Raw genomic sequence first — 22,609 nt, 5'->3', positions numbered from 1 at the left:
CCTCACGGGTGGACGCGCCGCCCTGACCACGTACTGGCGCAGTTCCCTCCGGGTGGTCGCGGCACGTGCCCGGCAGGAGGGGGCCACGTCAGCCACCGCAGTCCGTGGCTCACTATCAGCACTGTCTGGGCGCAACCTGCGTGCCCGCCGTATGCCGGCTGTAAGTAGGAGGCGGCCAAAAGTCGGGTCCTGCAGGGGTATCCGTTACCCGCTCGTTATCCGTTGACAGCCTTGCCACGCAGTACCTCGTGCGTAGGCCGCGCTGCCGCCGTCGGAGCCGGAGCAAGTAGCCCAAAGCGCCAGTCCGCGTACTGCTGGGCACCGATCCGGGTGGCCCGGGACGCTGGCCACCCCCGGACCGCGGTCCGCATCGCACCTCACGGGCAGCTCCCAGTTTTCTCCAAGGAAATACCCACCACTCTTGCACCATCACTCACTCCAAGAGGCAGGTGTGCAATGAATTTGTTCGCATGCAGGAAGGTCGACGGCCAAAGACGTGTCTTCAGTCGGCCAACCCGCGCAGTAGCCGCAGGGACAGCGATGACCCTGCTCAGTTTCATCGGACTCACCACCACGGCGCTTGGCGCCAACGCCGCCCCGGCACCCGTCGGCGCAGGTTTCACCGTCACCCCCTCCGACCTCGCTTACATCCTCAAGCAGATCAAGATCGCCGAGGCGCACGTCGCAAACACGACGTCGGCCACCGGCCCTTGCGGCGCGCTTGTCGGTCGAGGCCCCAATCAGATTCCCGACGCCCTCACCTCATACGGCCTCCGCACGGTTGACGGCTCCTGCAACAACCTGCTCGCCGGCCGCGAAACCTACGGGGCCGCCGACCAGGTATTTCCGCGTTTAGCGACGCCGTCGTTCAACGCTGCGGACTCCGTTCCGGCCGGCTTCGGCCCCGCCGGTCCGTCGTCATACCAGCAAAAGTCGGGCAATGTGTTCGACTCCCAGCCCCGCCAAGTCAGCAACCTGATTGTGGACCAGACCTCCACCAATCCCGCAGCGGTGGCCGCTGCCGGTTTCCCCGTCCGGACCCAGGGCAACCCGGGGCTGTTCCCCTGCACCACCGATCCTGACCCCTTGGCGGCTCCGCCGGTCGCGGGTGTGCCGGCCGGCTGCGTCCCGACCGGGGACACGCTGTTCATCCCCAACGTCACCACCGACGTCGGACTCTCCCCGCCGTACAACTCCCTGTTCACCCTGTTCGGGCAGTTCTTCGACCACGGCGTCGACCAGACGGTCAAGGGCGGCGGAACGGTGTTTGTTCCGCTCAAGGCAGACGACCCGCTGATCACGGTCGGCCCCGACGGCAAGCCGGGCACGGGCGATGAGGTGGCCGCCAACGGCCCCAACGCGTTCATGGTCCTCACCCGGGCACAAAACCAGCCGGGCCCGGACGGTGTCCTGGGTACCGCTGATGACGTGCAGGAAGCGGCCAACACCGACTCGCCCTACGTGGACCAGTCGCAGACGTACACGTCCCATCCCTCCCACCAGGTGTTCCTGCGGGAATACATCAACAATGCCGATGGCAAGCCGGTCGCCACCGGCAAGCTGCTCGGCGGTCCCGCCGGCCCCACCGCCGGCGGCATGGCGACGTGGGCGGACGTGAAGGCCCAGGCGGCGATCTTCCTGGGCCTCAAACTCCAGGACAAGGACGTCACCAACATCCCGATGATTGCCGCGGACCCGTACGGAAAGTTCATCCCAGGACCCGCACGCGGCCTTCCGCAGTACGTCACCCTGACCGGACTGGTCGAGGGCAACACGGCGAATCCCGTTCCGGTGCCGGCGAACGTTCGGTACTTCGACACCCCGTTCCTGACCGACATCGCGCACAACGCCGATCCGTCGCCGCAGGACACGGACCACAACCCTGCCACGCCGCCCGTCGCGCCCGCCCCGGACGCCGACACCACGGCCTCGGCAGACTTTGCGAACCAGCCCGCAGGGACCTACGACGACGAAATGCTCAACGCGCACTTCTGTGCCGGTGACGGCCGCGTCAACGAGAACATCGGACTTACCACCATCCACCAGATATTCCACTCCGAGCATGACCGCCTCGTGGCGGACATCGAGAACACCCTCACCAACGACACCTCAGCCACCGGCGTTGCCGCGCTGGCCGAGTGGAAGCTGGCCGCCGGCGCCAACGGATGGAACGGCGAGCGCCTGTTCCAGGCGGCCAGGTTCGTCACGGAAATGGAATACCAGCACCTCGTCTTCGAGGAGTTCGCCCGCAAGGTCCAGCCTGCGGTCCAGCCGTTCCACGTCTACCACACGGACATCAACTCGGCCATCAAGGCGGAGTTCGCCCATGCGGTCTACCGCTTTGGCCACTCCATGCTGACCGAGACGATTTCCCGCACCAATGCGGACGGCACCGATAACTCCATCTCGCTGCTCCATGGCTTCCTGAACCCGCCCGAGTACACCAACGGCGGATCGGCGGGATCCCTGACCTCGGAAGAGGCCGCCGGCAGCATCGTCATGGGCATGAGCGACCAGGTCGGCAACGAACTTGACGAGTTCGTGACCGGCACCCTGCGCAACAATCTGCTGGGCCTTCCCCTGGACCTGGCGACGATCAACATGACCCGCGCACGCTCCGAAGGCGTACCGCCGCTCAATGAACTGCGGCGCCAGATCCATGACGCCACGGGCGACGGCCAGCTGGCCCCATACACGAGCTGGGCGGATTTCGGCCAGAACCTCAAGCACCCGGAATCGCTGATCAACTTTGTTGCCGCCTACGGCACCTATCCGACCATCACCAGCGAAACCACGCTGGCAGGCAAGCGGGCAGCGGCCAAGGCGATCGTTGATCCGGGCACCCTGGCCACTCCTCCAACAGCTGACATGACGGACTTCATGAACAGTGCCGGACCGTGGGCGACGCAGGAGACCGGCCTGAACAAGGTCGACCTCTGGGTCGGCGGCCTGGCGGAGAAGACCAACCTCTTCGGCGGCCTCCTGGGAAGCACGTTCAACTACGTGTTCGAGAACCAGCTGACGGACCTTCAGAACGGCGACCGCCTGTACTACCTGGCGCGTACTCCGGGCATGAACCTCCGGGCGCAGTTGGAGAGCAACTCCTTCGCGGAGATGATCATGCGCAACACCAACGCGCACTCGCTCAAGGCCGATGCGTTCGGCACCGCCGACTGCAAGTTCCAGCTGGGCAACCTGGCCGGTACCGCAGCGGGCTACGCAACCTCGGGACCGACGGTCGCGGACGACGCAACCACCGAGTGCAAGGAGAACCTGCTTCTCCTGCGCAAGCCCGACGGCACCATCCAGTACATGGAGAAGAACACGGTCGATCCCAGCGGCATCAACGGCCAGTCCGTCTACAACGGCACGGCCAACGCTGACCGCGTCACCGGCGGCAACGACAACGACACGTTCCTCGGCAACGCAGGCGACGACGTCATTGAAGGCAACGGCGGCGATGACATCGCACTTGGCGGCGACGGCAACGACAGGATCACCGATCTGTCCGGCGCTGACGTCCTCAAGGGCGGTCCGGGCAACGATTACCTCAACTCCGGTATCGGCGACGACATCAACATGGGCGGAGACGGCCAGGACTTCACCAACGGCGGAGCAAACGACAACGAGACCTTCGCAGGTCCCGGCAACGACTTCGTTCAGTCCGGCGACGGTGCGGACGCGACGTTTGGCGACGGCGGCGACGACTGGATCCAGGGCGGCTCCGGCCAGGACCTGCTGATCGGAGATCACGGCGCACCGTTCTTCGACGACCCGGCCCAGGCGAAGCCCGGCAACGACATCTTCGTCGGCCAGGTCGGTGAAAACGACTACGACGCCGAGGGCGGGGACGACATCATGTCCAGCAATGCCGCCATCGACCGCTACGCCGGTGCCGCCGGCTTCGACTGGGCCACGCACCAGTACGACACCGTGGCTGCCGACGACGACATGAAGATCAACAACAACCTGATCGGCGTCCCGCTCCCCGTCGTGGTCAACCGCGACCGCTGGCAGGAAGTGGAAGCCAACTCCGGTTCCAAGTTTGATGACGTCATCCGGGGCGACGATGCAGTGCCCAGCACCGTAGGTGGTGCAGGCTTCAGCGGCTGCGACGTCCTCGACCAGACGGGCATCAACCGGATCGCCGGCCTGGGAGCGATCCTCCCGGCTCCGACGACGCCGCTGGCACCCGTGGCCGCACTCTCACCCATGGGCGTTTGCCCGTTGGCCGGTCCGGTCTGGGGCGATGGCAACATCATCGTCGGAGGTCTTGGCAGCGACAAGCTCGAGGGCCGCGGCGGCAACGACGTCCTTGACGGCGACCGGTACCTCAAGATCCGCATCAGCGTGCGGGACGACGCAGGAGCCGAGATCGGCACCACCGACCTCATGGAACGCCAGTACCAGACGGGTAACCCGCTGACCCTGGCGGCCGCAGTAGCGGCCGGCGTCGTCAACCCGGGGAACCTGGTGGCTGTCCGCGAGATCGTGACCCCCACCGCCCTCGAAACCGCGGGCAACCGGGACGTCGCGATCTTCTCCGGCCCGCGGGCCAACTACACCGTCACCACGACGGGCGGCAACGGCATACTGGGCTCGGCGGGCTCGACCACCACGGTGGTCGACAACGTCGGCGTCGACGGCACGGACACCATCCGCAACATCGAGTTCCTGCAGTTCTCGGACACCGTTCTGCCCAACGCTCCGGTCATCGGCACAGCAACCGCCGGCGCCGGGCAGGCAACGGCGCGCTGGACGGCCCCGACCGTAGGCATTGCCGACTCCTTCTCCGTGAAGGTGCTCGACGTGACGACGGACCCGGCAGGCATCCAGGTCGGCGCCCTGCGCACCGCCCCGGCAGGCGCCACCAGCCTGGTGGTGACCGGTCTGACGAACGGGTCCCAGTACCGGTTCCAGGTTCTGGCCAGCAACGCCCTCGGCGACAGCCCGTTCTCGGCACTGTCCAACACGGTCAGCCCGACGACGGCGACCGTACCGGGAGCGCCGACCATCGGGACGGCCACGGCCGGGAACGCCTCGGCGACCCTGACCTGGACCGCACCGGCATCCAACGGCGGATCCGCCATCACGGGTTACACCGTGCGGGCCTTCGCCGGAACCGTCCTGGCACGTACGCAGGCGGTCACCGGAAACGTCGGAACCGTCGTCGTGACGGGCCTGACCAACGGGACGGCGTACACGTTCGACGTCGGAGCCGTGAACGCAGCGGGCACGGGCGGGTTCTCGGCCCGCACCGCAGCGGTGACACCACGGACTGAATTCATCGCTCCCACGGTCACGGCCAGGACACCGGCATCCGGTGCCTTCTCCGTGAGCCAGACGGCGAATATGACGGCAACGTTCAGCGAAGCGGTGACGGGAGTCAGCGGAACCACATTCCAGCTGCGGCTCGGCACCACGCTGATCCCCGCCGTCGTGTCGTACAACGTGCTCACCAGGGTTGCGACCCTCAACCCAAGCGTCACGCTGACGGCGGACCGGGTGTACACGGCGACCCTCTCGGGGATCCGTGACCTCGCGGGCAACACGATGGCGACGAGCACGTGGTCGTTCACCACAGGCCCGAACCCCACCATCACTGCCACGACTCCCGTTGCGGGAGCCACGGGGGTGCTGCGCAACAGCAACGTGACCGCCACGTTCAGCGAGGCCATCACCGGCTTCGCAGTTGCCGGCAAGGTCCGGATTGAACGGGTCTCCACCGGAGCCCAGGTCGCCTCGGCGATCTCGTTCAACACCACCACCCGGGTGCTGACGATCAACCCCGGAACCAGCCTGCTTGCGAACACCCAGTACCGGGTCACCGTCACCGGCGGCACCACGGGCGTCCGCGACCTGGCGGGTAACCCGCTGACCACCCGTATCTGGACGTTCACTACGGGCTCAGCACTCTAACAGCAGTGCGAGAACGCCGGCTGGCGGCCAGCAACGGTCCGCCGGCCGGCTTCCTCGCTTGTTCGAAAGACACTGTTCGAAAGGCACGGTTCCAAAGGCACTTCTCGACAGTCACTCTTCGACCCGGTATTCAGTTCGATTGCCCACTTGGAGGGGCCATGACTACACGACGAGAGATCTTCAAACTGGGCGCAGTGGGCGCCCTCGGCCTGGCCGGATTCAAAGGAGGCGATGAAACCATACCGCCGACAGACGGGGCAACCGCCCCGGCGCCCGCACCGGCCCCGGCGGTTGCCAGCCTTCTTGCACCGGAGAACATGCCTGTTCCCTATGCGGGGATCTTCCGCCGCCCGCCGGAGCTCGTCCCCTTTGCGACAGGCTTCGACGACGGCGACCCGTCCCGCCCCTTTGCCCGGTACGCCCTCACCCAGAAACTCGGCCAGGCCCAGTTCGTGCCCGGGCTGAGCACCACCGTGGCGGGCTACAACGGCATCTTTCCCGGGCCCACCATCCGTGCACGGCAGGGCACCAGGATTGAGGTGCGGATCCTTAACGGGCTGCCCCCGCTCGGGTTGCTCCAGCCGGGCGCCTTTAATACCGTCACCCACCTGCACGGCTCGGCATCGCTGCCGCAGTACGACGGCTACGCCAACGACATCACCGTCCCGGGCAATGTCAAGAACTACCACTACCCCAACTTTCAGACGGCACGGACCCTGTGGTACCACGACCACAAGCACCACATCACCGCCCAGAACGTGTATTCGGGCCTCGCGGGCTTTTATCCGCTGTCCGACAAATACGAGCGGGCGCAGCTGCCGCAGGGAGAGTTCGACGTCCCGCTGATGATCTCGGACGCCATGTTCAACGCCGACGGCTCGCTCTCCTACAACGACAACGACCAAAAGGGATTGTGGGGCGACGTCATCATGGTCAACGGCGTGCCGTGGCCCACCATGAAGGTCAAGCCCCGGATCTACCGCTTCCGCGTGCTCGATGCCTCGATTTCGCGGTCCTACCGGCCCACGCTGTCCACCGGGGACCCCATCTACGTGGTGGCAACCGACGCCGGCATGGTTCCCGCCGTGCAGGCCGTGAAGTCCTGGCGGCAGGGGACAGCCGAGCGCTATGAGGTCCTGATCGACTTCCGCAAATACCGGACCGGCCAGTTGATCGAACTGCGAAACCTCAGCAACAAGAACAACATCGACTTCGCCAACACCGGGAAAATCATGCGCTTCCAGGTTGTGGCCGACTCCGGGTCGGGAGCGGGCTCCATTTCCAGCATCCCGGCCACCCTGGACGACGGCGGTTCCGTCAACGCAGCCAAGGGCGGCATCGCCACGATGAGCCTCACACCGGCGATGGCCAAGGCGAAGCGAGAGCTGAAATTCTTCCGGGCCAACGGACAATGGACCGTCAACGGCGTCACCTGGGCCGATGTGGAAAAATCCGGGTTCACCAAGCTGTTCGGCAACCCCCAGCCCTTCGACATCGAGCAATGGACCATCATCAATGCGTCCGGTGGCTGGTTCCATCCGGTGCACATCCACCTCATTGACGCCAAAATCATCGCGAGAAACACCAACGGCGGCCAGCCGTTTGCCTGGGAGAAGGGCCCCAAGGATGTCTTCTACGCCGGCGAGAACGAGTCCATCACGGCCCTCATGCAATTCGACACGGGGACCGGCGGGGGCGGACGCTACATGATCCACTGCCACAACCTGGTCCATGAGGACCACGACATGATGGTGCAGTTCTCCGTCGGCGATCTGCGAACCAACGACCCCATCACGTCCGATCCGCCGGTCCTGGACACCACGGCGCCCGACTCATTCCCGCCGGTGTACCGGCCCGGACTGCCCGCGGGAACCTGAGATGAGCCACGTTGGGGCACTGGGCGCGGCCGCCCTGCTCGTGCTGGCACTAAGCGCCTGCACGGGCGGACCGCCGGCGCCGGCGCCGCCGTCGGTCGCGGCGAGCGCCGCGGCTGTCTCGCTCGAGACGGGGACCGACGTCGGTAATGGCCGTCCGGCAGTAAGCCACGACGGGCTGATGGTGCGGCGCCGCACGGTCATCGCCGTCCATCCGGCCCCGGGCGCCGACCTCGGCGCGGCGCGCGCACGGCTCGAGCAGGCCGCGACTGCCGGCGGCGTCGTTCTCTCCGACATCTCCCCGGACGTGCTCGAACCGGCGATCCTCGAGCACATGTCGCCGGAGGTCATCGTGGCGCTGCCGCCGGGAAGCACAAGCAGCGACGCCGAGAAGCTGGCTGGGCTCGCTTTCGGCGCGGAGGGAAGCTATCCAGGTGTGGAGCATGTCCATGTCGCCTTGGTTCTGGTCCACGACCTCCGGTTCACCGTGGCCGCGGCCGATCCGGCAGCCCTGGCGAAATCCATCGCCGAGGAAGGCATACTCTCGGACGCGCTCGGGAACTACGCCACGGTCCTGGACAACGGTGCCCTGACGGTCAGCTACACGGGGCCGCTGCTCAGCGACGCGCTCGTGGAATCCGTCCGCAACGGCATGGCCCGCGGCGCCGGCGTGGACCCCGCCAACGTTGCGCTGGCCCCTCGCTCGGACACAGGCGAAGGAGTAGACCTGTCCCTCGAACCTGGACCGGCACTGGAGCCTGCACCGTCGCCCGAGGACAATGGTGGCCAATCGCATGGCGCAGGACAGGACGACCCGGCCGGCCACCACACAGGAAGCGACGATTCCGGACACTGAGGAGGCCGGGCACTGACAGAACCCATGGCCGGCCGGAGCGAAGAGAACGCTACTGGCCGGCCACGAGCGCGTCCCGGATTTCACGGCGCAGGACCTTGCCGATCAGCGAGCGCGGCAGTTCATCCACCATGGCAACCCGGCGCGGCACCTTGTAGGCGGCCAGATTCTCGCGTGCGAAGGCCAGGAGCGCCTCCGGATCGACGCCGGGTCCTGCGGCGGGGACGACGGCGGCGACCACGTCTTCGCCGCCGCCGGGTCGCGGCAGGCCCACCACGCACACTTCCAGGATGCCGGGGTATTCGGCGAGGACGTCCTCCACTTCCGTGGGGGAGACATTGAAGCCTCCAGTGATGATCAGCTCCTTGATCCGGTCCCGGACCGTCACGAACCCGTCCTTGTCCGCCGAGACAATGTCCCCCGTGCGGAACCAGCCGCCTTCCAGGAGTGATTCCTCGGTCTCCTGCGGGCGGTTCCAGTAGCCGGCAAAAACCTGCGGGCCCCGGACCAGGAGCTCGCCTTCCTCACCGGGGGCGCGGTCCAGCAGGACGTTCCGCGGGTCCACCACCCGGATGTCGGTCAGGGGAAACGGGACCCCCACTGTTCCCGGTTTCCGGCTGGGACCGAAGGGGTTGCCCAGCGCGATGGGCGAGGTTTCCGTCAACCCGTAGCCCTCAATCAGGTAGCCGCCGGTTGCCTTCTCCCACGTCTCCACTGTCGCCGTAGGCAGGTTCATCGCCCCCGAGATGGAAAACCGGATGCTGTCCAGCGCAATGCCGCGCTCGGCCGCAACGGCGGCGATGCGGTCGTAGATCGGCGGCACCGCCGGCAGGAACGTGGCCGGCGATTTCTTGTAGGCCTTCAGCACAAGGTCAACGTCGAACTTGGGGAACAGCACCAGCCTCGCGCCGATGCTCAGGGCAAACGTCATGCACAGCGTGAGCCCGTAGGCGTGGAACATCGGCAGCACCGCGTAGACGGTCTCCCGGCCGTCCTTGAGCCCGGGCACCCACGCGCGGCCCTGCGCGGCATTGGCCTGCAGATTGGCATGGGTGAGCATGGCGCCCTTGGGCTGGCCCGTGGTGCCGCTCGTGTACTGGATGACGGCGAGGTCGCCGGCGGCCGGGCGCGGATACTTCTTCTTCAGCTCGCCGGCGGCCAGGAGCTCCTTCCACGGCAGCACCGTCCGGTGTGCCGGCGCCGCCGCTTGCCAGGGCGTGTGCCTGCCGGCGGCCAGTGAGGCCCGGGCCGCGCGGGCAGCGGGTACCGGGAGCCGCAGCGCCATCCGCTGGACCAGCGGCATCGCCGGAATCAGCTCAACCGAGACAATGGTCTGCAGCCCGACGTCGACGGGCAGCTGCCGAACCTTCTCCACCGCCTTGTCCCAGACCACGGCGACGGTGGCGCCGTGGTCCTCGAACTGATGACGGAGCTCGCGGTCGGTATACAAGGGATTGTGTTCGACGACGACGGCGCCCAGCCGCAGCGCCGCATGGAAAGCGATGATGTGCTGCGGGCAGTTCGGCAGGACCAGCGCCACACGGTCGCCGGCCCTGACGCCGAGTTTCTTCAGGCCCGCAGCCGCCCTGCTGATGGCGGTCCCGAGTTCGCGGTAACTGGTGCGTGCCCCGAAGAATTCCAGCGCTGTCTTCCGTCCATAACGCCGAACGGAGGAGTCCATGAGGTCGACCAGGGACCCCGCGGGGAGTTTGAGGTCGACGGGAACACCGGGGCCGTAGTGGCGGGTCCAGGGGCGGTCGGGATGCTCGGGCCCCGCGGATCGTCTGATCATGGTGTGTCCTTGCCACTGGGCTGTGCCGGGTTGCCGGCCGTCGGGCCCGGCAGGACCCGTCAGGAAATCCTATCGGGGCAGCACCGGTCCGGGAGTACTGGACCGGACTGCGCGACAGCCGCGGCGGCGCGGGCCGTGAGGTGACTTTCGGCCCTTGGCACCCGGCAGGCCCGGGCGGAAGCTGGGGCGTACACCGCGAGCGGCAGGTCCGCGCATCTTTGTAGGTTTGTGCATTTTGTAGGTCTGTGTAGTGGATAAGTCTGCACAGTGCACAGGGTCTGCGCGGTCCACAGATTCACGGGTAGAGGTCCACGGGAGCACCATGAAACACCAGCAGCCGAGCCTGAAGTTCCTTGGTGCCACCGACACCGTCACCGGGTCCCGCTACCTGATCGACGCCGGCGGCCGGCGCGTACTGGTGGACTGCGGGCTCTTCCAGGGCTACAAGCGCAGCCGCGAGCGCAACCGGACGCCCTTCCCGGTGCCGCCGCAGTCCATCGACGCCGTGGTGCTGACCCATGCGCACCTGGACCACACCGGCTACGTCCCGGCCCTGGTCCGGGACGGATTCGGCGGCCCGGTCTACGCCACGGACGGCACCACCGATCTATGCAAACTCATCCTCCCGGACAGCGGCCACCTGCAGGAGGAAGAGGCCAGGTATGCCTCGCAGCGGGGATCGTCCGCGCACGATCCCGCGATCCCGCTCTACACGGCCGCCGACGCCGTAGCGTCCCTCAACAGATTCAAAATCCGGGATTTTGACGATCCCCTTGACCTCGGCGGTGGCATGGAGCTGACGTTCGTGCCGGCCGGACACATCCTCGGCGCCGCCCAGGTCCACGTCCGGCTAGGCTCCCAATCCGTGCACTTCACCGGAGACCTGGGCCGCGCCGATGATCCCTTCATGTACCCCCCGCGGCCGCTCGGCGAAACAGGGATCCTGGTGACCGAATCAACCTACGGCAACCGGAAACACTCCACGGAGGATCCGGAGAAGCAACTAGGGGAGATCATCAACCGCGTCGCGAAGCGCGGCGGCGTCATCATGTTCGCCGCGTTCGCCGTCGGCCGGGCTGAAACGCTCATGCTGTACCTGTCCCGGCTCCTGCGCAAGGGCGCGATTCCGCGCATCCCGGTGTACCTGAACAGCCCCATGGCGATCGACGCCTCCGAAATGTACCAGCGCCACCCCGAGGAACACCGGCTCAAGCGCGAGGAATACGTGGACATGTACAAGCTGGCCAAGGTCACCCGCACCGTGGACGAGTCCAAGCTCCTGAACCTGCGCGGCGGCCCCATGATCATCATCTCGGCCAGCGGCATGCTGACCGGCGGCCGGATCCTGCACCACGTCGCGGCGTACGGCCCGGACCCGAAAAACGCCGTCATCCTCAGCGGCTACCAGGCAGGAGGCACGCGGGGGGCCACCCTGGCCGCCGGCGAACGGGAGCTGCGCATCTACGGGGAGGACGTCAAGATCCGGGCCGAAGTGATCCAAATGGAAAGCCTGTCCGCGCACGCCGACGCCGACGGCATCATCGCGTGGATGAAAGCGGCAGCGAAGGAGCCCCGCATGACCTACATCACGCACGGCGACCCCGATGCGTCCGATGCCCTGCGCATCAGGATCAAGCGCGAACTCGGCTGGCGGGCCCGGGTACCCGAGCATCTGGAGTCGATCGACATTGAGGATCCGCGATGAATCCGGTTGTCACGCGCACCTCCGTGCTGAAGGAGATCCATGATCTCGCCCGGCCGCTGAAAAACGACCGGGACCTCAACGGCCTGGTGCGGCGGGCCGCCGACTGCCGTTTCGTCGCCATCGGCGAGGCGTCCCATGGCACCCACGAGTTCTACACCTGGCGCGACACCCTCAGCAGGCGTCTCATCGCCGAGGAGGGGTACAACTGGATCGGGGTGGAAGGAGACTGGCCGGACTGCTGGCGGATCAACCGGTGGGTCCGCGGCCAGGACGGCAAGGATCAGGGAGTGCACGCCCTGCTGGCCGGTTTCGAACGCTGGCCCACCTGGATGTGGGCCAACGAGGAAATCGCGGCGTTCCTGGACTGGCTGCGCACCTGGAACGCGGGGCGCCCCATGGACAAGCGAGTGGGCTTCTACGGCCTGGACGTCTACTCGCTCTGGGATTCGCTGCGCGAAATCATCGGCTGGCTGCAGGAAAACGTCCCGGACGCCGTACCCGCGGCGATGCGCGCCTGGCAATGCTTCTCACCGCACCACGAGGACCCGCACCAGTATGCCTGGAGCACGCGGCTGGTCCCGCAGTCCTGCGAGGCCGACGTCGTGGCCCTCCTGACCGAGGTCAGGAACCGGGTCTTCAGCCCCGGCCCCCACGACGAGGACGCCTTTGACGCCGTCCAGAACGCCGAGGTCGCGGCCAACGCCGAGCACTACTACCGCATCATGGTCCGCGGCGACCGGCAGTCCTGGAACGTCCGCGACCACCATATGGCGGACACCATCGACCGCGTCAGCCGGCACCTCGGGCCGGCGTCGAAGGGCCTGATCTGGGAGCACAACACGCATGTCGGGGATGCGCGGGCCACCGACATGGCGCAGGACGGCCTGGTCAACGTCGGGCAACTGCTACGGGAACGCCACGCGGGCGAGGGCGTGCTCCTGGTCGGTTTCGCCGGGCACCGGGGTTCCGTGATCGCCGCCGACGCGTGGGGCCGGCCGGAGCGCATCCTCACGGTGCCGGAAGCACGGCCGGGCAGCCACGAAGACTTCCTGCATCAGGCCCTCGGCGTGCCGTCCGTGCTGGAGTTCGGTGACGACAGGACCGGGCCGTGGCTTTCGACGTGGCTCGGACACCGGGCGATCGGCGTCGTGTACCACCCGGAGCGGGAGGCGGGGAACTACGTTCCGACCCGGATGGGGGAACGCTACGACGCTCTCATCTGGCTCGAACACACCGCGGCACTGCGTCCCGTGCACCATGAGGGGCCGCCCCGCGAACCGGAATTGGAAACGGAGCCCACTGGTTTCTAGGCCGTGCAATTAGGCCGCGTAACAGGCCCGCTGGCGGGTCCACCTGCAGATCCACGTGCAGGTCCTCAGCGCGGCGCGGGGCCTTAAGGCCCTAACCCGGCCCATGACGGGCGCGGGAGACTGAAGGTGCCAGCCGGCTGTCGGCACTGCCGCCCGATCATGCACTACAGGCACCACCCAACGCAGATGTTAGGCGGTGCAGCTAACAAGCAGTGCAGGGATCATGCGCTCTATAGACAATGCGGTGTGTAGCTGCCGGTTCAGATCACGCGATGGAGAAGAGCAGGATTCAGAATGAGCAAAGCAATCGTCGTCGGTATCAACGGGTCTGCGGGCAGCGACGCCGCCTTGACGTGGGCCCTTCAGCGGGCGGCCCGGGACAAGCTTCCGGTCATCGCCCTCCACGCGGTGGATGACCGCTGGATGTCCCCTGATTTCCAGTACCACGAGCTCATCCGCGAATCGGGGATGGAACTGCTTGAGAAGGCGAAGGCGAGCGCCAGCGAGCAGTCCCCTGGCGTCGAGGTGGACATTCAGCTCCGCCACGGCAGCGGGGGATCGGTGCTGCGGGATATCTCCAAAGAAGCAGCCATGATCGTCGTGGGCGGCCATGAAAAACATCACCTCGACGGCGGTCCCGTGACGGACCGCGCCCTGCAGGTCGTCGCCGCCTCGGACTGTCAGGTGGCCGTCATCCCAGCAAAGCCTGGCGCCGGGGCCAAGGGCGTCGTGGTCGGCGTGGACGGTTCCGAGGAGTCGCTGCAGGCCGTGGCAGTTGCCGCCGCGGAAGCTGACCTTGGCGGAGACGAGCTCACCGTGGTCCTCGCGTTCAAGACCCCCGCCCGGTGGGTCGAGAAGCAGCTACCGTCCAGCGGCCTCGCCGAGAGCATGGTCGAAGAGAACCGGATCGTGCTCGCCGAGTCGGTGGCCGGGCTCGGCGACAAATACCCCGACCTTGTGGTCCATCAGCGACTCGAGACGGACACCCAGCCCGCGAAGGCCCTCGTGGACACCGCCGCGGACGCCAGAGTGCTGGTGATCGGAAGCCGCGGCCGCGGCGGGCTCTCCCGCACGGTGCTCGGCTCCACGGCGCACGCCGTCCTGCTGAACGTTCCGTGCCCCACCATCGTCACGCGGGTGCACAAGGTCAAGCACGGGGACTGACGCCCGGCAAGTCCTTGCAACCCGATGAGTACCGGCCGGAAAGCCCCCTCTGCGGAGGGGGCTTTCCGCCGCCGCCGACGGATGGGAGGATGTTGCCGTGGACCCCTTCTACAATTTCGTCTCGCACTTTTGGTGGCTCGTCTTTCCCATGAGCGGACTGATGGGCGGGTGGGCCCGGTCCTGGTCCAAAGCCACTGAACGCCGGCACCGGCGCCGGATGGAGCTCTACACAATCAAGAACCAGGCCGCGCAGGCGGAACAGGCCAGCCAGGCCCAGGTCCTGGCCCTCATGAATGCGCACGACGCCGTGAACCGGCGCTGGCTCGACTACGAACTCGACGTCGGGAAGCTGATCGACTACCCGGTCATGACCGATGTCCGGGAGCCGCTCACGGTGGCTTTCCTGCGGGCCAAGCGTGAGGCCGACGGTCTGCGGCCCGCCGCCCCCGGTGACCTCAGGACTGCGGCCCGTTTGGCGGAGTACCGGGCCGCCGTCACCAGTTTCGAGATCGCCTTCGATGTCGCGGAACGCGAAGCCAAGCGGATCAGGGACAGCAAATTCACCGGCCCGGAACGCCAGCGTCTCGAGACTGCCCGGAAGCTCCTGAGGATCGCCTCGGACGCCGCGGCGACTCCTGCCGAACGTCAGACGGCCTACAGGCGCGCACGCCGTGAACTCGACGGGCTCATCGTGCTGCCGGAGGCCACGCTCGCCGCGCTCGAGGACAAGATTGCTTCAATGCTCGACGCCGGTCCGGCGCCTGAGGCGCGCCGGTCCGTCTGAGCAGTACCGCTGACGGGGCAGTGCTCCCGGTCCGCCTCTCTGTGACGAGGATCGCCTCGCTGCCCTGAGGGTCGACTTCCTCCGGGAAGGGCGGAATTTAGGGTCTTCCGGCATGTTTTGCGCTGCCGTATTTCCCACGTACCATCGATAAGGTTTCAAGCTGCGTTCGTGGCCACTGAGCATTCATCCGGATAGGCATGAGATGATTGTTTGTGGCCATGCGGCACCGGGGAAGTGGAACTGCTGACCGTGGACACTGCAGATTGGGCAACAGGTGGAAATCACCGTAATGGTGGCGCTAGTAGTATCGCTGGCGCTGTTCTTCGACTTCACCAACGGATTTCATGACACCGCGAACGCCATGGCTACCCCCATCGCGACCGGTGCCATCAAACCCAGGACTGCAGTCGCCCTGGCGGCGGTGCTGAACCTCGTGGGGGCGTTCCTCTCCACGGAAGTAGCCAAGACCGTTTCCGGAGGCATCATCAAAGAGGGCTCCGACGGGGTCGCGATCACGCCGGACATCATCTTCGCCGGGCTGATGGGCGCCATTCTCTGGAACATGATCACCTGGCTGAAGGGACTGCCGTCCAGTTCCTCGCACGCGCTCTTCGGCGGCCTGATCGGTGCCGCGATCGCCGGCATCGGCATCCACTCGATCAACTTCGAATCCATCCTGCAGAAGGTCATCCTTCCCGCCGTCTTCGCCCCGATCATCGCAGGCGGCGCGGCCTATCTGTGCACGCGGCTGGCCTATGCCCTGACGTCACGCCATGACCCGGAAACCGGCGACAAGCTGACCCAGAAGCGCGGCGGATTCCGGACCGGCCAGATCTTTACGTCCAGCCTCGTGGCACTGGCCCATGGAACCAATGACGCCCAGAAGACCATGGGCATCATCACCCTCGTCCTGATCTCGGCCGGCGCGCAGCCTGCCGGCTCCGGACCGCAGTGGTGGGTTATCACCGCCTGCGCCCTCGCCATCGCGATCGGCACCTACGCCGGCGGCTGGCGGATCATCCGCACAATGGGCTCGGGCCTCACCGAAGTGAAGCCGGCCCAGGGTTTCTCCGCCGAGGCCAGCACCGCCTCGGCCATTCTGGCCTCGTCGCACCTGGGCTTTGCCCTGTCCACCACCCAGGTGGCCTCCGGCTCCGTCATCGGCTCGGGCATGGGACGCCGCGGCACCACCGTCCGGTGGGGAACCGCCGGCCGGATTGCCCTCGGCTGGCTCTTCACGCTCCCGGCGGCCGGTATCGTGGGCGCCCTCACGGCCGTGCTCGTGCAGACGGGCGTCGTCGGAGTCATCATCGCGGCCGCCGCCGGCACCGCCGCCGTGGCCTACATGTTCGTGCATTCGCGGAAATCCCAGGTGGGCCACCACAACGCCGTCGAGATCGAAGAAATGGGCCAGGCCGTGCAGTTCCGCAAGAAGAAGTCTGCCGCCAAGGCGATCAAGAACGGGGATGCCCAGCGATGAAGTGGTTGGAACTGTTCAGCGTGGCAGGGGCCACGCTCGTGGCCGCGGTCACAGTCGTAGTCCTCTATTCCCTCGGCGTCCGGCTCACGGCCATCGCTGGGGATGTCCGGAACGCGCCGGCGTCGTGGACCCGCCCGCTCGCTTACACGTGCTTCGCCCTGTGCGGCGCCGCCGTCCTCTTTGGGCTGTATCTGATCATTCCCTACTTCCACAAGTAGGCCGCCGTCCTCACGCGGGCCGCTGCGGCGCGCTCTCCGGGCGGGGCGACCCGGGGATGGGAACCCGGCGCCGCATTGGCTAGGCTGGGGCCATGGTGAGCTTCCAGTACTTCGTGGCCTCCTCACTCGACGGCTTCATCGCCACGGATGACGACAACCTGGCGTGGCTGCTTCAGTTTGACGGCTTTGAGGGCGGCCAGGACAGCTACGACGCGTTCCTGGCCGACGTCGGCTGCATCGTTATGGGCGGTGAGACGTACGCGTGGCTCCTGGAGCACGAACCGGGTGCCTGGCCCTATCCCGACACGCCCTGCTGGGTCTTCACCCACCACGAGCACTCCGCCCCGAAGGGCGCCAACGTGACGTTCGTCCGCGGGGTCGTCCGCGAGTTCGTGGACGACCTCAAGGATGAGGCCTCCGGACGGAACATCTGGGTGGTCGGCGGGGGAGTCCTCGCCGCGCAATTCGCGGATGCCGGGCTGCTCGACGAGCTGATTCTCTCGGTCATTCCCGTAGTGCTGGGAGGCGGCAAGCAACTGCTGCCCATGACCGGCCCGACGCCGCCGCTGGAGCTCACCGCGTCCCGGACCATGGGCCGCGGCATCGTGGAGTTGCGCTACCGCTTCCCGGGCAGGAGCTAGCAGGCCCCATCCGGCGCGACGGCCCGGCCCTCCTGCCCATCCCACCGGCGCCCCGGTGAACTCCTACCCTGCGATATCGCGGAGGAGGTTCGTGATCCGGGCCGTGGAGAGCCGGCGGCCGTGCTCGTCCGTCATGACGATCTCGTGGGTCGTGAGGGTCCGGCCGAGGTGGATGGCCGTGCACGTCCCGGTGACGGTTCCAGCGGAGATCGCCCGGTGATGCGTGGCCCCGACCTCGATCCCGAGCGCCTGCCGGTTCGGTCCCGCGTGCAGGCCGGCCGCGAAAGACCCCAAGGTCTCGGCCAGGACCACGTGGGCCCCGCCGTGCAGGATCCCGGCCACCTGGGTGTTCCCCTCCACCGGCATGGTGGCCACGGTCCGCTCCGGACTCATTTCAAGGAAGTGGATCCCCATCTTCACCACGAGGGCGCCGACGCCGTACTGGCCCAGCCAATCGTGCATGTCCTCGGGAACTCCGGCCGCCGCAAGCTCGGCCGCGTAGGGGGCCGGCGTGAAATTGTCCATCATGGGAACTAGGCTGGCACCTGTGAGTGAAACTACCAAACCGGCCCCTTCCCCCGCGACCGAGCCTTCCACAGACGCCGGCACAGATGCTGTCACTGCCACGGACGCAGCCACAGCCTCTGTCCTGGTGGCCGAGCCGCCCGTCGCCGAAGCCGCAACGCCCGCCAGGAAGGCGCGACGCGTCGGGACCGAGGTCTCCGCGACCCAGGCACCGGTGGTGCCCCTCACGGACCAGCCCCGGCTTCTGGTCCTCGACGGCCACTCAATGGCCTTCCGCGCTTTCTATGCCCTGCCGGCCGAAAACTTCGCCACCTCCAGCGGCCAGCACACCAACGCGGTCCACGGCTTCACGTCCATGCTGATCAACCTCATCAAGGAACAGAACCCCACGCACGTCGCCGTCGCTTTTGACGTCTCCGACGACACCACGTTCCGCAAGGCCGAGTACGACGGCTACAAGGCCGGGCGCAACGAGACCCCCCGCGAGTTCAGCGGCCAGATCGACCTCATTGAAAAAGTCATGACCGCCTGGGGCATCAAGACCATCAAGATGCCCGGCTTCGAAGCCGACGACATCCTCGCCACCCTCGCCGCCCAGGGCGATGAGGCCGGCTTCGAGGTCCTGCTCGTCTCCGGCGACCGGGACACCTTCCAGCTCATCACCGAGAACGTCTTCGTCCTCTACCCGAAGCAGGGCGTCACCAACATCCCCCGGATGGACGCCGAAGCAATCGAGGCCAAGTACTTCGTCTCGCCGCCGCGCTATTCGGACCTCGCCGCGCTCGTCGGGGAAACCGCGGACAACCTTCCCGGCGTCCCCGGCGTCGGGCCCAAGACCGCCGCGAAGTGGATCAACCAGTACGGCGGCCTCGAGGGCATCCTGGAAAACCTCGACTCGATCGGTGGAAAGGTCGGCGACGCCCTCCGCGAGCACGTCGAATCGGTCAAACGGAACCGCCGGCTCAACCGCCTCCTGACCGACCTCGAGCTCCCCGTGTCCCTCCACGACCTGGAGGAGCCGCGCCCGGACCATGACGCGGTCGAGGAAATTTTCGACCGCCTCGAATTCAAGACGCTCCGCACCCGGCTTTTCGCCCTCTACGGCAACGAGCCCGTCGAAGGCGAACCGGACAGCATCGAGGTTCCCGAGTTCTCGACCCTCACCTCCGCGGCGGAGCTGCGGACCTTCTTCGACGCCGGGACGGGGCTCCGGTCCGCCCTCGCCGTCGAATTCGCGCCCGGCAGGATCGTGGACGACGCTTCAGCCCTTGCCGTGGTCCGCAAGGACGCGGCCGGGTACATCGAGCTCACCGGCCTGGATGCCGAGGCCGACGCCGTGCTGGCCGGCTGGCTCCGGGATCCCGGCGCCCCGAAAGTCATCCACGGGTTCAAGCCGGCGCTCAAGGCCTTCACCTCCCGAGGGCTCGGCCTGGACGGCGTGGTGGACGACACCGCGATCTCCGGCTACCTCATCCAGCCGGACCGGCGCAGTTACGAACTCGCCGAACTCGCCCAGCACCACCTCAAGATGACCGTATCCACCGAGGCTGCCAAGACTGGCCAGCTGGAACTCGCCTTCGGCGGCGAGGACGACGGCGCCGCGGCCGGCGCGCTGGTCCAGCAGGCCGCCGTCGTGCACGCCCTGAGCCACCACTTCGAAACGGAACTGAAGACCCGCAAGGCCCAGGAGCTTCTGACGAGCCTTGAACTGCCCGTCAGCCGGGTCCTGGCGCAGATGGAGCTCACCGGGATCGCGGTCTCCATGGAGCGCATGGAAGAACAGCTCGCCGACCTCGCCAAGGTGATCGATAACGCCCAGGAACAGGCTTTCGCTGCCATCGGCCACGAGGTCAACCTCGGTTCGCCCAAGCAGCTGCAGACGGTGCTGTTCGAGGAGCTCGGCCTGCCCAAGACGAAGAAGATCAAGTCCGGGTACACCACCGATGCCGCGTCGCTCAAGACGCTGCTGGAGAAGACCGGCCATGAATTCCTCGTCCAGCTGATGGCCCACCGCGAGTCCTCGAAGCTGCGGCAAATGGTGGAAAGCCTCAAGAAGTCCGTGGCCGACGACGGCCGGATCCACACCACGTATGCGCAGAATGTGGCCGCCACCGGCCGTATCTCCTCCAACAACCCGAACCTGCAGAACATCCCGGTCCGGAGCGAGGAGGGCCGGCGCGTCCGCAGCATCTTCGTGGTGACCGAGGGCTATGACTGCCTCCTGTCCGCGGACTACTCGCAGATCGAGATGCGGATCATGGCGCACCTTTCCGGCGATCCCGGCCTCATCCAGGCCTACAAGGAGGGTGAGGACCTGCACCGGTACGTCGGTTCGCACATCTTCCACGTGCCGCCGTCCGAGGTCACCAGCGCCATGCGCTCCAAGGTCAAGGCCATGTCCTACGGCCTGGCCTACGGGCTGACGTCCTTCGGGCTTTCCAAGCAGCTGGAGATCTCCGTGGACGAGGCCCGGACGTTGATGAAGGAATACTTCGAACGCTTCGGCGCTGTTCGGGATTATCTCCGCGGCGTGGTCGACCAGGCCCGGATCGACGGCTACACGGCCACGATCGAGGGCCGCCGCCGCTACCTGCCGGACCTGACCAGCACGGACCGGCAGCTGCGGGAAATCGCCGAGCGAGTGGCCTTGAACTCGCCCATCCAGGGGTCCGCGGCGGACATCATCAAACGTGCCATGCTGGGCGTCTCCGGCGCGCTGGCGGACCAGGGCCTGAAATCGCGGATGCTGCTCCAGGTCCATGATGAACTGGTGCTCGAAGTCGCCAAGGGTGAACGCGAGGCGGTTGAGAAGCTCGTGACCGAGCAAATGGGCTCGGCCGCGGATCTCAGCGTCCCGTTGGACGTCCAGATTGGCATCGGGTCCAGCTGGCACGAGGCGGGGCACTAACGGTTCACCGGTTCCGGCAGGGTGTCGTTCCGGCACGTTTTCGTTCCGGCTCTGCCGGGGGCTGCCGGATTTTCAGGATATTCAGGATTCTCAGGGGGAGAAGCACGTGGCAGAGAAATACGAGCTCAGGCGGTTCCGGGCGGTCGGGAAGGACTCGGCAGACTACGCCCAGGGGACTGCGTGGCTGCGCGGAGTCGGGATCGGATTCTACGACGAACCGCGCAAAGACGAGTTTGTGGACAAGATCATGGCCATGTACCGAGTGGATAACCGTGAGATGACCGGCGTGTACCAGCCCGACGGCGTCGCGGCCCACTCGCTGTCGGCCGACATTCCGGTGGCGACGTTCGCCACCCTGCGCAAGGACCTGAACATCGGCTACGGCCGCCAGCTCGAAGCCCAGCTCGTCACCGCCGTCACGGTGCGCGGGACCCATCGCCGGCAGGGGCTGCTCCGGCGGATGATGACCGAGGACCTCGCCGCGGCCAAGGCGGACGGCGTCGCGCTGGCGGCGCTCACCGCCTCGGAGGCGTCCATCTACGGTCGGTTCGGCTACGGGGTGGCCACCTTTGAGCGCAGCATCAAGGTGGACACCGGGCCCCGTTTCCGCCTCCGCCACGAGCCGGTGGGGTCGGTGGAGATCGCCGACCGGAAGGTCCTGCTTGACCTGGCCCCCGAAGTCTTCGCACGGGTTCAACGCGCCATGCCCGGATCCATCTCGCGGCAGGAGGCCTACCGGCTGCGGTCCTCGGGCACGCTCGGCCGCGACGGCAGCGAAGACGAGGCCATCCGCTGTGCCCTGCACTATGACGCCGCGGGCAGCGTGGACGGGTATGTCTCCTACAAGTTCGCCGGGTGGGACGCCAAGCCGTACACCATGGAGATTGTGGACCTCGTGGCGGCGACCGACGCCGCCTATCTGGAACTGTGGCAGTTCCTGGGCAGCATCGACCTCGTGGAACGGATCAGCTGGCAGGACGCGCCGGTGGATGACCCGCTGACCTGGGCCCTCGAGGACCCCCGCTGCGTCGAGTCCTCGGACCAGCGCGACATGCTGTGGCTGCGCATCCTGGACCCGTTGCGGGTCCTGGGCGCCCGGCGCTACTCTGCCGACGGGACCCTGGTCCTCGCCGTCCGGGACAGCCTCGGCTTTGCCGCCGGCACCTTCGCCCTGGCAGTCAGCGGCGGGGAGGCCACGGTGACGCCCGCTGCGGATGCTGAGCCGGAGTTGTCGCTGGATGTCGCGGACCTCGGGTCCATCTACCTGGGGGCCGTCTGTCCCGTGACGCTGACGGCCGCCGGCCGGATAACCGAGCACGCGCCCGGAGCGGCCCTGACCGCGAGGCTCATGTTCGCCGTCGAACGCTCACCGCACTGCCTCACGCACTTCTAGCCGCACTGCCTGGGGCGCTTCTTCGCGCAGTTCCCGCCGTCCG

Annotated in this window: 14 protein-coding genes; 12 read left to right on the top strand and 2 right to left on the bottom strand. The window is 67.0% G+C overall.

Annotation, left to right across the window (positions count from 1 at the left end; genetic code table 11):
• The first annotated feature begins 540 nt into the window (after nt 1-540).
• The 3 genes from C9424_RS04850 (at nt 541) to C9424_RS04840 (ending at nt 8,649) form a co-directional block, all read left to right on the top strand.
• Nucleotides 541-5,919, top strand: a complete 5,379-nt coding sequence (locus C9424_RS04850; RefSeq protein WP_116765774.1) for a peroxidase family protein — start codon at nt 541-543, stop codon at nt 5,917-5,919.
• 158 nt (nt 5,920-6,077) lie between these two features.
• A complete protein-coding gene (locus C9424_RS04845) occupies nt 6,078-7,796 on the top strand; it encodes a multicopper oxidase family protein (protein ID WP_237563293.1) in 1,719 nt (572 codons plus the stop codon).
• A gap of 1 nt (nt 7,797) precedes the next feature.
• Nucleotides 7,798-8,649, top strand: coding sequence for a hypothetical protein (locus C9424_RS04840; protein ID WP_116765773.1), 852 nt, complete (start codon nt 7,798-7,800; stop codon nt 8,647-8,649).
• Nucleotides 8,650-8,698: 49 nt separating this feature from the next.
• On the opposite strand, the gene C9424_RS04835 is transcribed toward C9424_RS04840, so the two are convergent.
• On the bottom strand, nt 8,699-10,438 hold the full coding sequence (locus C9424_RS04835) for a long-chain-fatty-acid--CoA ligase (RefSeq protein WP_116765772.1): 1,740 nt from the start codon (nt 10,436-10,438) through the stop codon (nt 8,699-8,701).
• A gap of 322 nt (nt 10,439-10,760) precedes the next feature.
• Here C9424_RS04835 and C9424_RS04830 point away from each other — a divergent pair, with 322 nt between their 5' ends.
• The 7 genes from C9424_RS04830 (at nt 10,761) to C9424_RS04800 (ending at nt 17,740) form a co-directional block, all read left to right on the top strand.
• Nucleotides 10,761-12,143, top strand: coding sequence for an MBL fold metallo-hydrolase RNA specificity domain-containing protein (locus C9424_RS04830; RefSeq protein ID WP_116765771.1), 1,383 nt, complete (start codon nt 10,761-10,763; stop codon nt 12,141-12,143).
• Complete coding sequence (locus C9424_RS04825) at nt 12,140-13,453, top strand: erythromycin esterase family protein (RefSeq protein WP_116765770.1); 1,314 nt, start codon at nt 12,140-12,142, stop codon at nt 13,451-13,453. Before C9424_RS04830 ends, C9424_RS04825 begins: the two co-directional genes overlap by 4 nt.
• Before the next feature lie 294 nt (nt 13,454-13,747).
• Nucleotides 13,748-14,617, top strand: coding sequence for a universal stress protein (locus tag C9424_RS04820; RefSeq protein WP_116765769.1), 870 nt, complete (start codon nt 13,748-13,750; stop codon nt 14,615-14,617).
• Between the two features lie 97 nt (nt 14,618-14,714).
• Complete coding sequence (locus tag C9424_RS04815) at nt 14,715-15,401, top strand: hypothetical protein (RefSeq protein WP_116765768.1); 687 nt, start codon at nt 14,715-14,717, stop codon at nt 15,399-15,401.
• Between the two features lie 274 nt (nt 15,402-15,675).
• Nucleotides 15,676-16,881, top strand: coding sequence for an inorganic phosphate transporter (locus C9424_RS04810; RefSeq protein WP_116765767.1), 1,206 nt, complete (start codon nt 15,676-15,678; stop codon nt 16,879-16,881).
• On the top strand, nt 16,878-17,099 hold the full coding sequence (locus C9424_RS04805; RefSeq protein ID WP_116765766.1) for a hypothetical protein: 222 nt from the start codon (nt 16,878-16,880) through the stop codon (nt 17,097-17,099). The genes C9424_RS04810 and C9424_RS04805 overlap by 4 nt, the downstream gene beginning before the upstream one ends.
• Before the next feature lie 92 nt (nt 17,100-17,191).
• On the top strand, nt 17,192-17,740 hold the full coding sequence (locus tag C9424_RS04800) for a dihydrofolate reductase family protein (protein ID WP_116765765.1): 549 nt from the start codon (nt 17,192-17,194) through the stop codon (nt 17,738-17,740).
• Between the two features lie 63 nt (nt 17,741-17,803).
• Here C9424_RS04800 and C9424_RS04795 read toward each other — a convergent pair whose 3' ends face one another.
• Nucleotides 17,804-18,268 carry a hotdog fold thioesterase gene (locus C9424_RS04795; protein ID WP_116765764.1) on the bottom strand — a complete coding sequence of 155 codons (465 nt, stop codon included), beginning with the start codon at nt 18,266-18,268 and terminating at the stop codon, nt 17,804-17,806.
• On the opposite strand from C9424_RS04795, the gene polA reads away from it, so the two are divergent.
• Nucleotides 18,267-21,173, top strand: coding sequence for a DNA polymerase I (gene polA, locus C9424_RS04790; RefSeq protein WP_272914137.1), 2,907 nt, complete (start codon nt 18,267-18,269; stop codon nt 21,171-21,173). The two genes, C9424_RS04795 and polA, sit on opposite strands and share 2 nt — an antisense overlap.
• Nucleotides 21,174-21,279: 106 nt before the next feature.
• Nucleotides 21,280-22,566: a GNAT family N-acetyltransferase gene (locus C9424_RS04785; protein WP_116765763.1), complete on the top strand. Its 1,287-nt coding sequence runs from the start codon at nt 21,280-21,282 to the stop codon at nt 22,564-22,566.
• The last annotated feature ends 43 nt before the right edge of the window (nt 22,567-22,609 follow it).

Origin of the sequence: Arthrobacter sp. H-02-3 (assembly GCF_003097355.1) — a bacterium.
Taxonomy (GTDB): domain Bacteria; phylum Actinomycetota; class Actinomycetes; order Actinomycetales; family Micrococcaceae; genus Arthrobacter; species Arthrobacter humicola.
This window is presented reverse-complemented; position numbering and strand designations above follow the sequence as displayed.

Bases quoted from the DNA above. Each gene is read 5' to 3' on its own strand.
- C9424_RS04845 (WP_237563293.1), top strand. From the start codon at position 6,078: ATGACTACACGACGAGAGATCTTCAAACTGGGCGCAGTGGGCGCCCTC.
- C9424_RS04805 (WP_116765766.1), top strand. From the start codon at position 16,878: ATGAAGTGGTTGGAACTGTTCAGCGTGGCAGGGGCCACGCTCGTGGCC.
- C9424_RS04840 (WP_116765773.1), top strand. From the start codon at position 7,798: ATGAGCCACGTTGGGGCACTGGGCGCGGCCGCCCTGCTCGTGCTGGCA.
- C9424_RS04795 (WP_116765764.1), bottom strand. From the start codon at position 18,268: ATGATGGACAATTTCACGCCGGCCCCCTACGCGGCCGAGCTTGCGGCG.
- C9424_RS04820 (WP_116765769.1), top strand. From the start codon at position 13,748: ATGAGCAAAGCAATCGTCGTCGGTATCAACGGGTCTGCGGGCAGCGAC.
- C9424_RS04825 (WP_116765770.1), top strand. From the start codon at position 12,140: ATGAATCCGGTTGTCACGCGCACCTCCGTGCTGAAGGAGATCCATGAT.
- C9424_RS04800 (WP_116765765.1), top strand. From the start codon at position 17,192: ATGGTGAGCTTCCAGTACTTCGTGGCCTCCTCACTCGACGGCTTCATC.
- polA (WP_272914137.1), top strand. From the start codon at position 18,267: ATGGGAACTAGGCTGGCACCTGTGAGTGAAACTACCAAACCGGCCCCT.
- C9424_RS04830 (WP_116765771.1), top strand. From the start codon at position 10,761: ATGAAACACCAGCAGCCGAGCCTGAAGTTCCTTGGTGCCACCGACACC.
- C9424_RS04835 (WP_116765772.1), bottom strand. From the start codon at position 10,438: ATGATCAGACGATCCGCGGGGCCCGAGCATCCCGACCGCCCCTGGACC.
- C9424_RS04850 (WP_116765774.1), top strand. From the start codon at position 541: ATGACCCTGCTCAGTTTCATCGGACTCACCACCACGGCGCTTGGCGCC.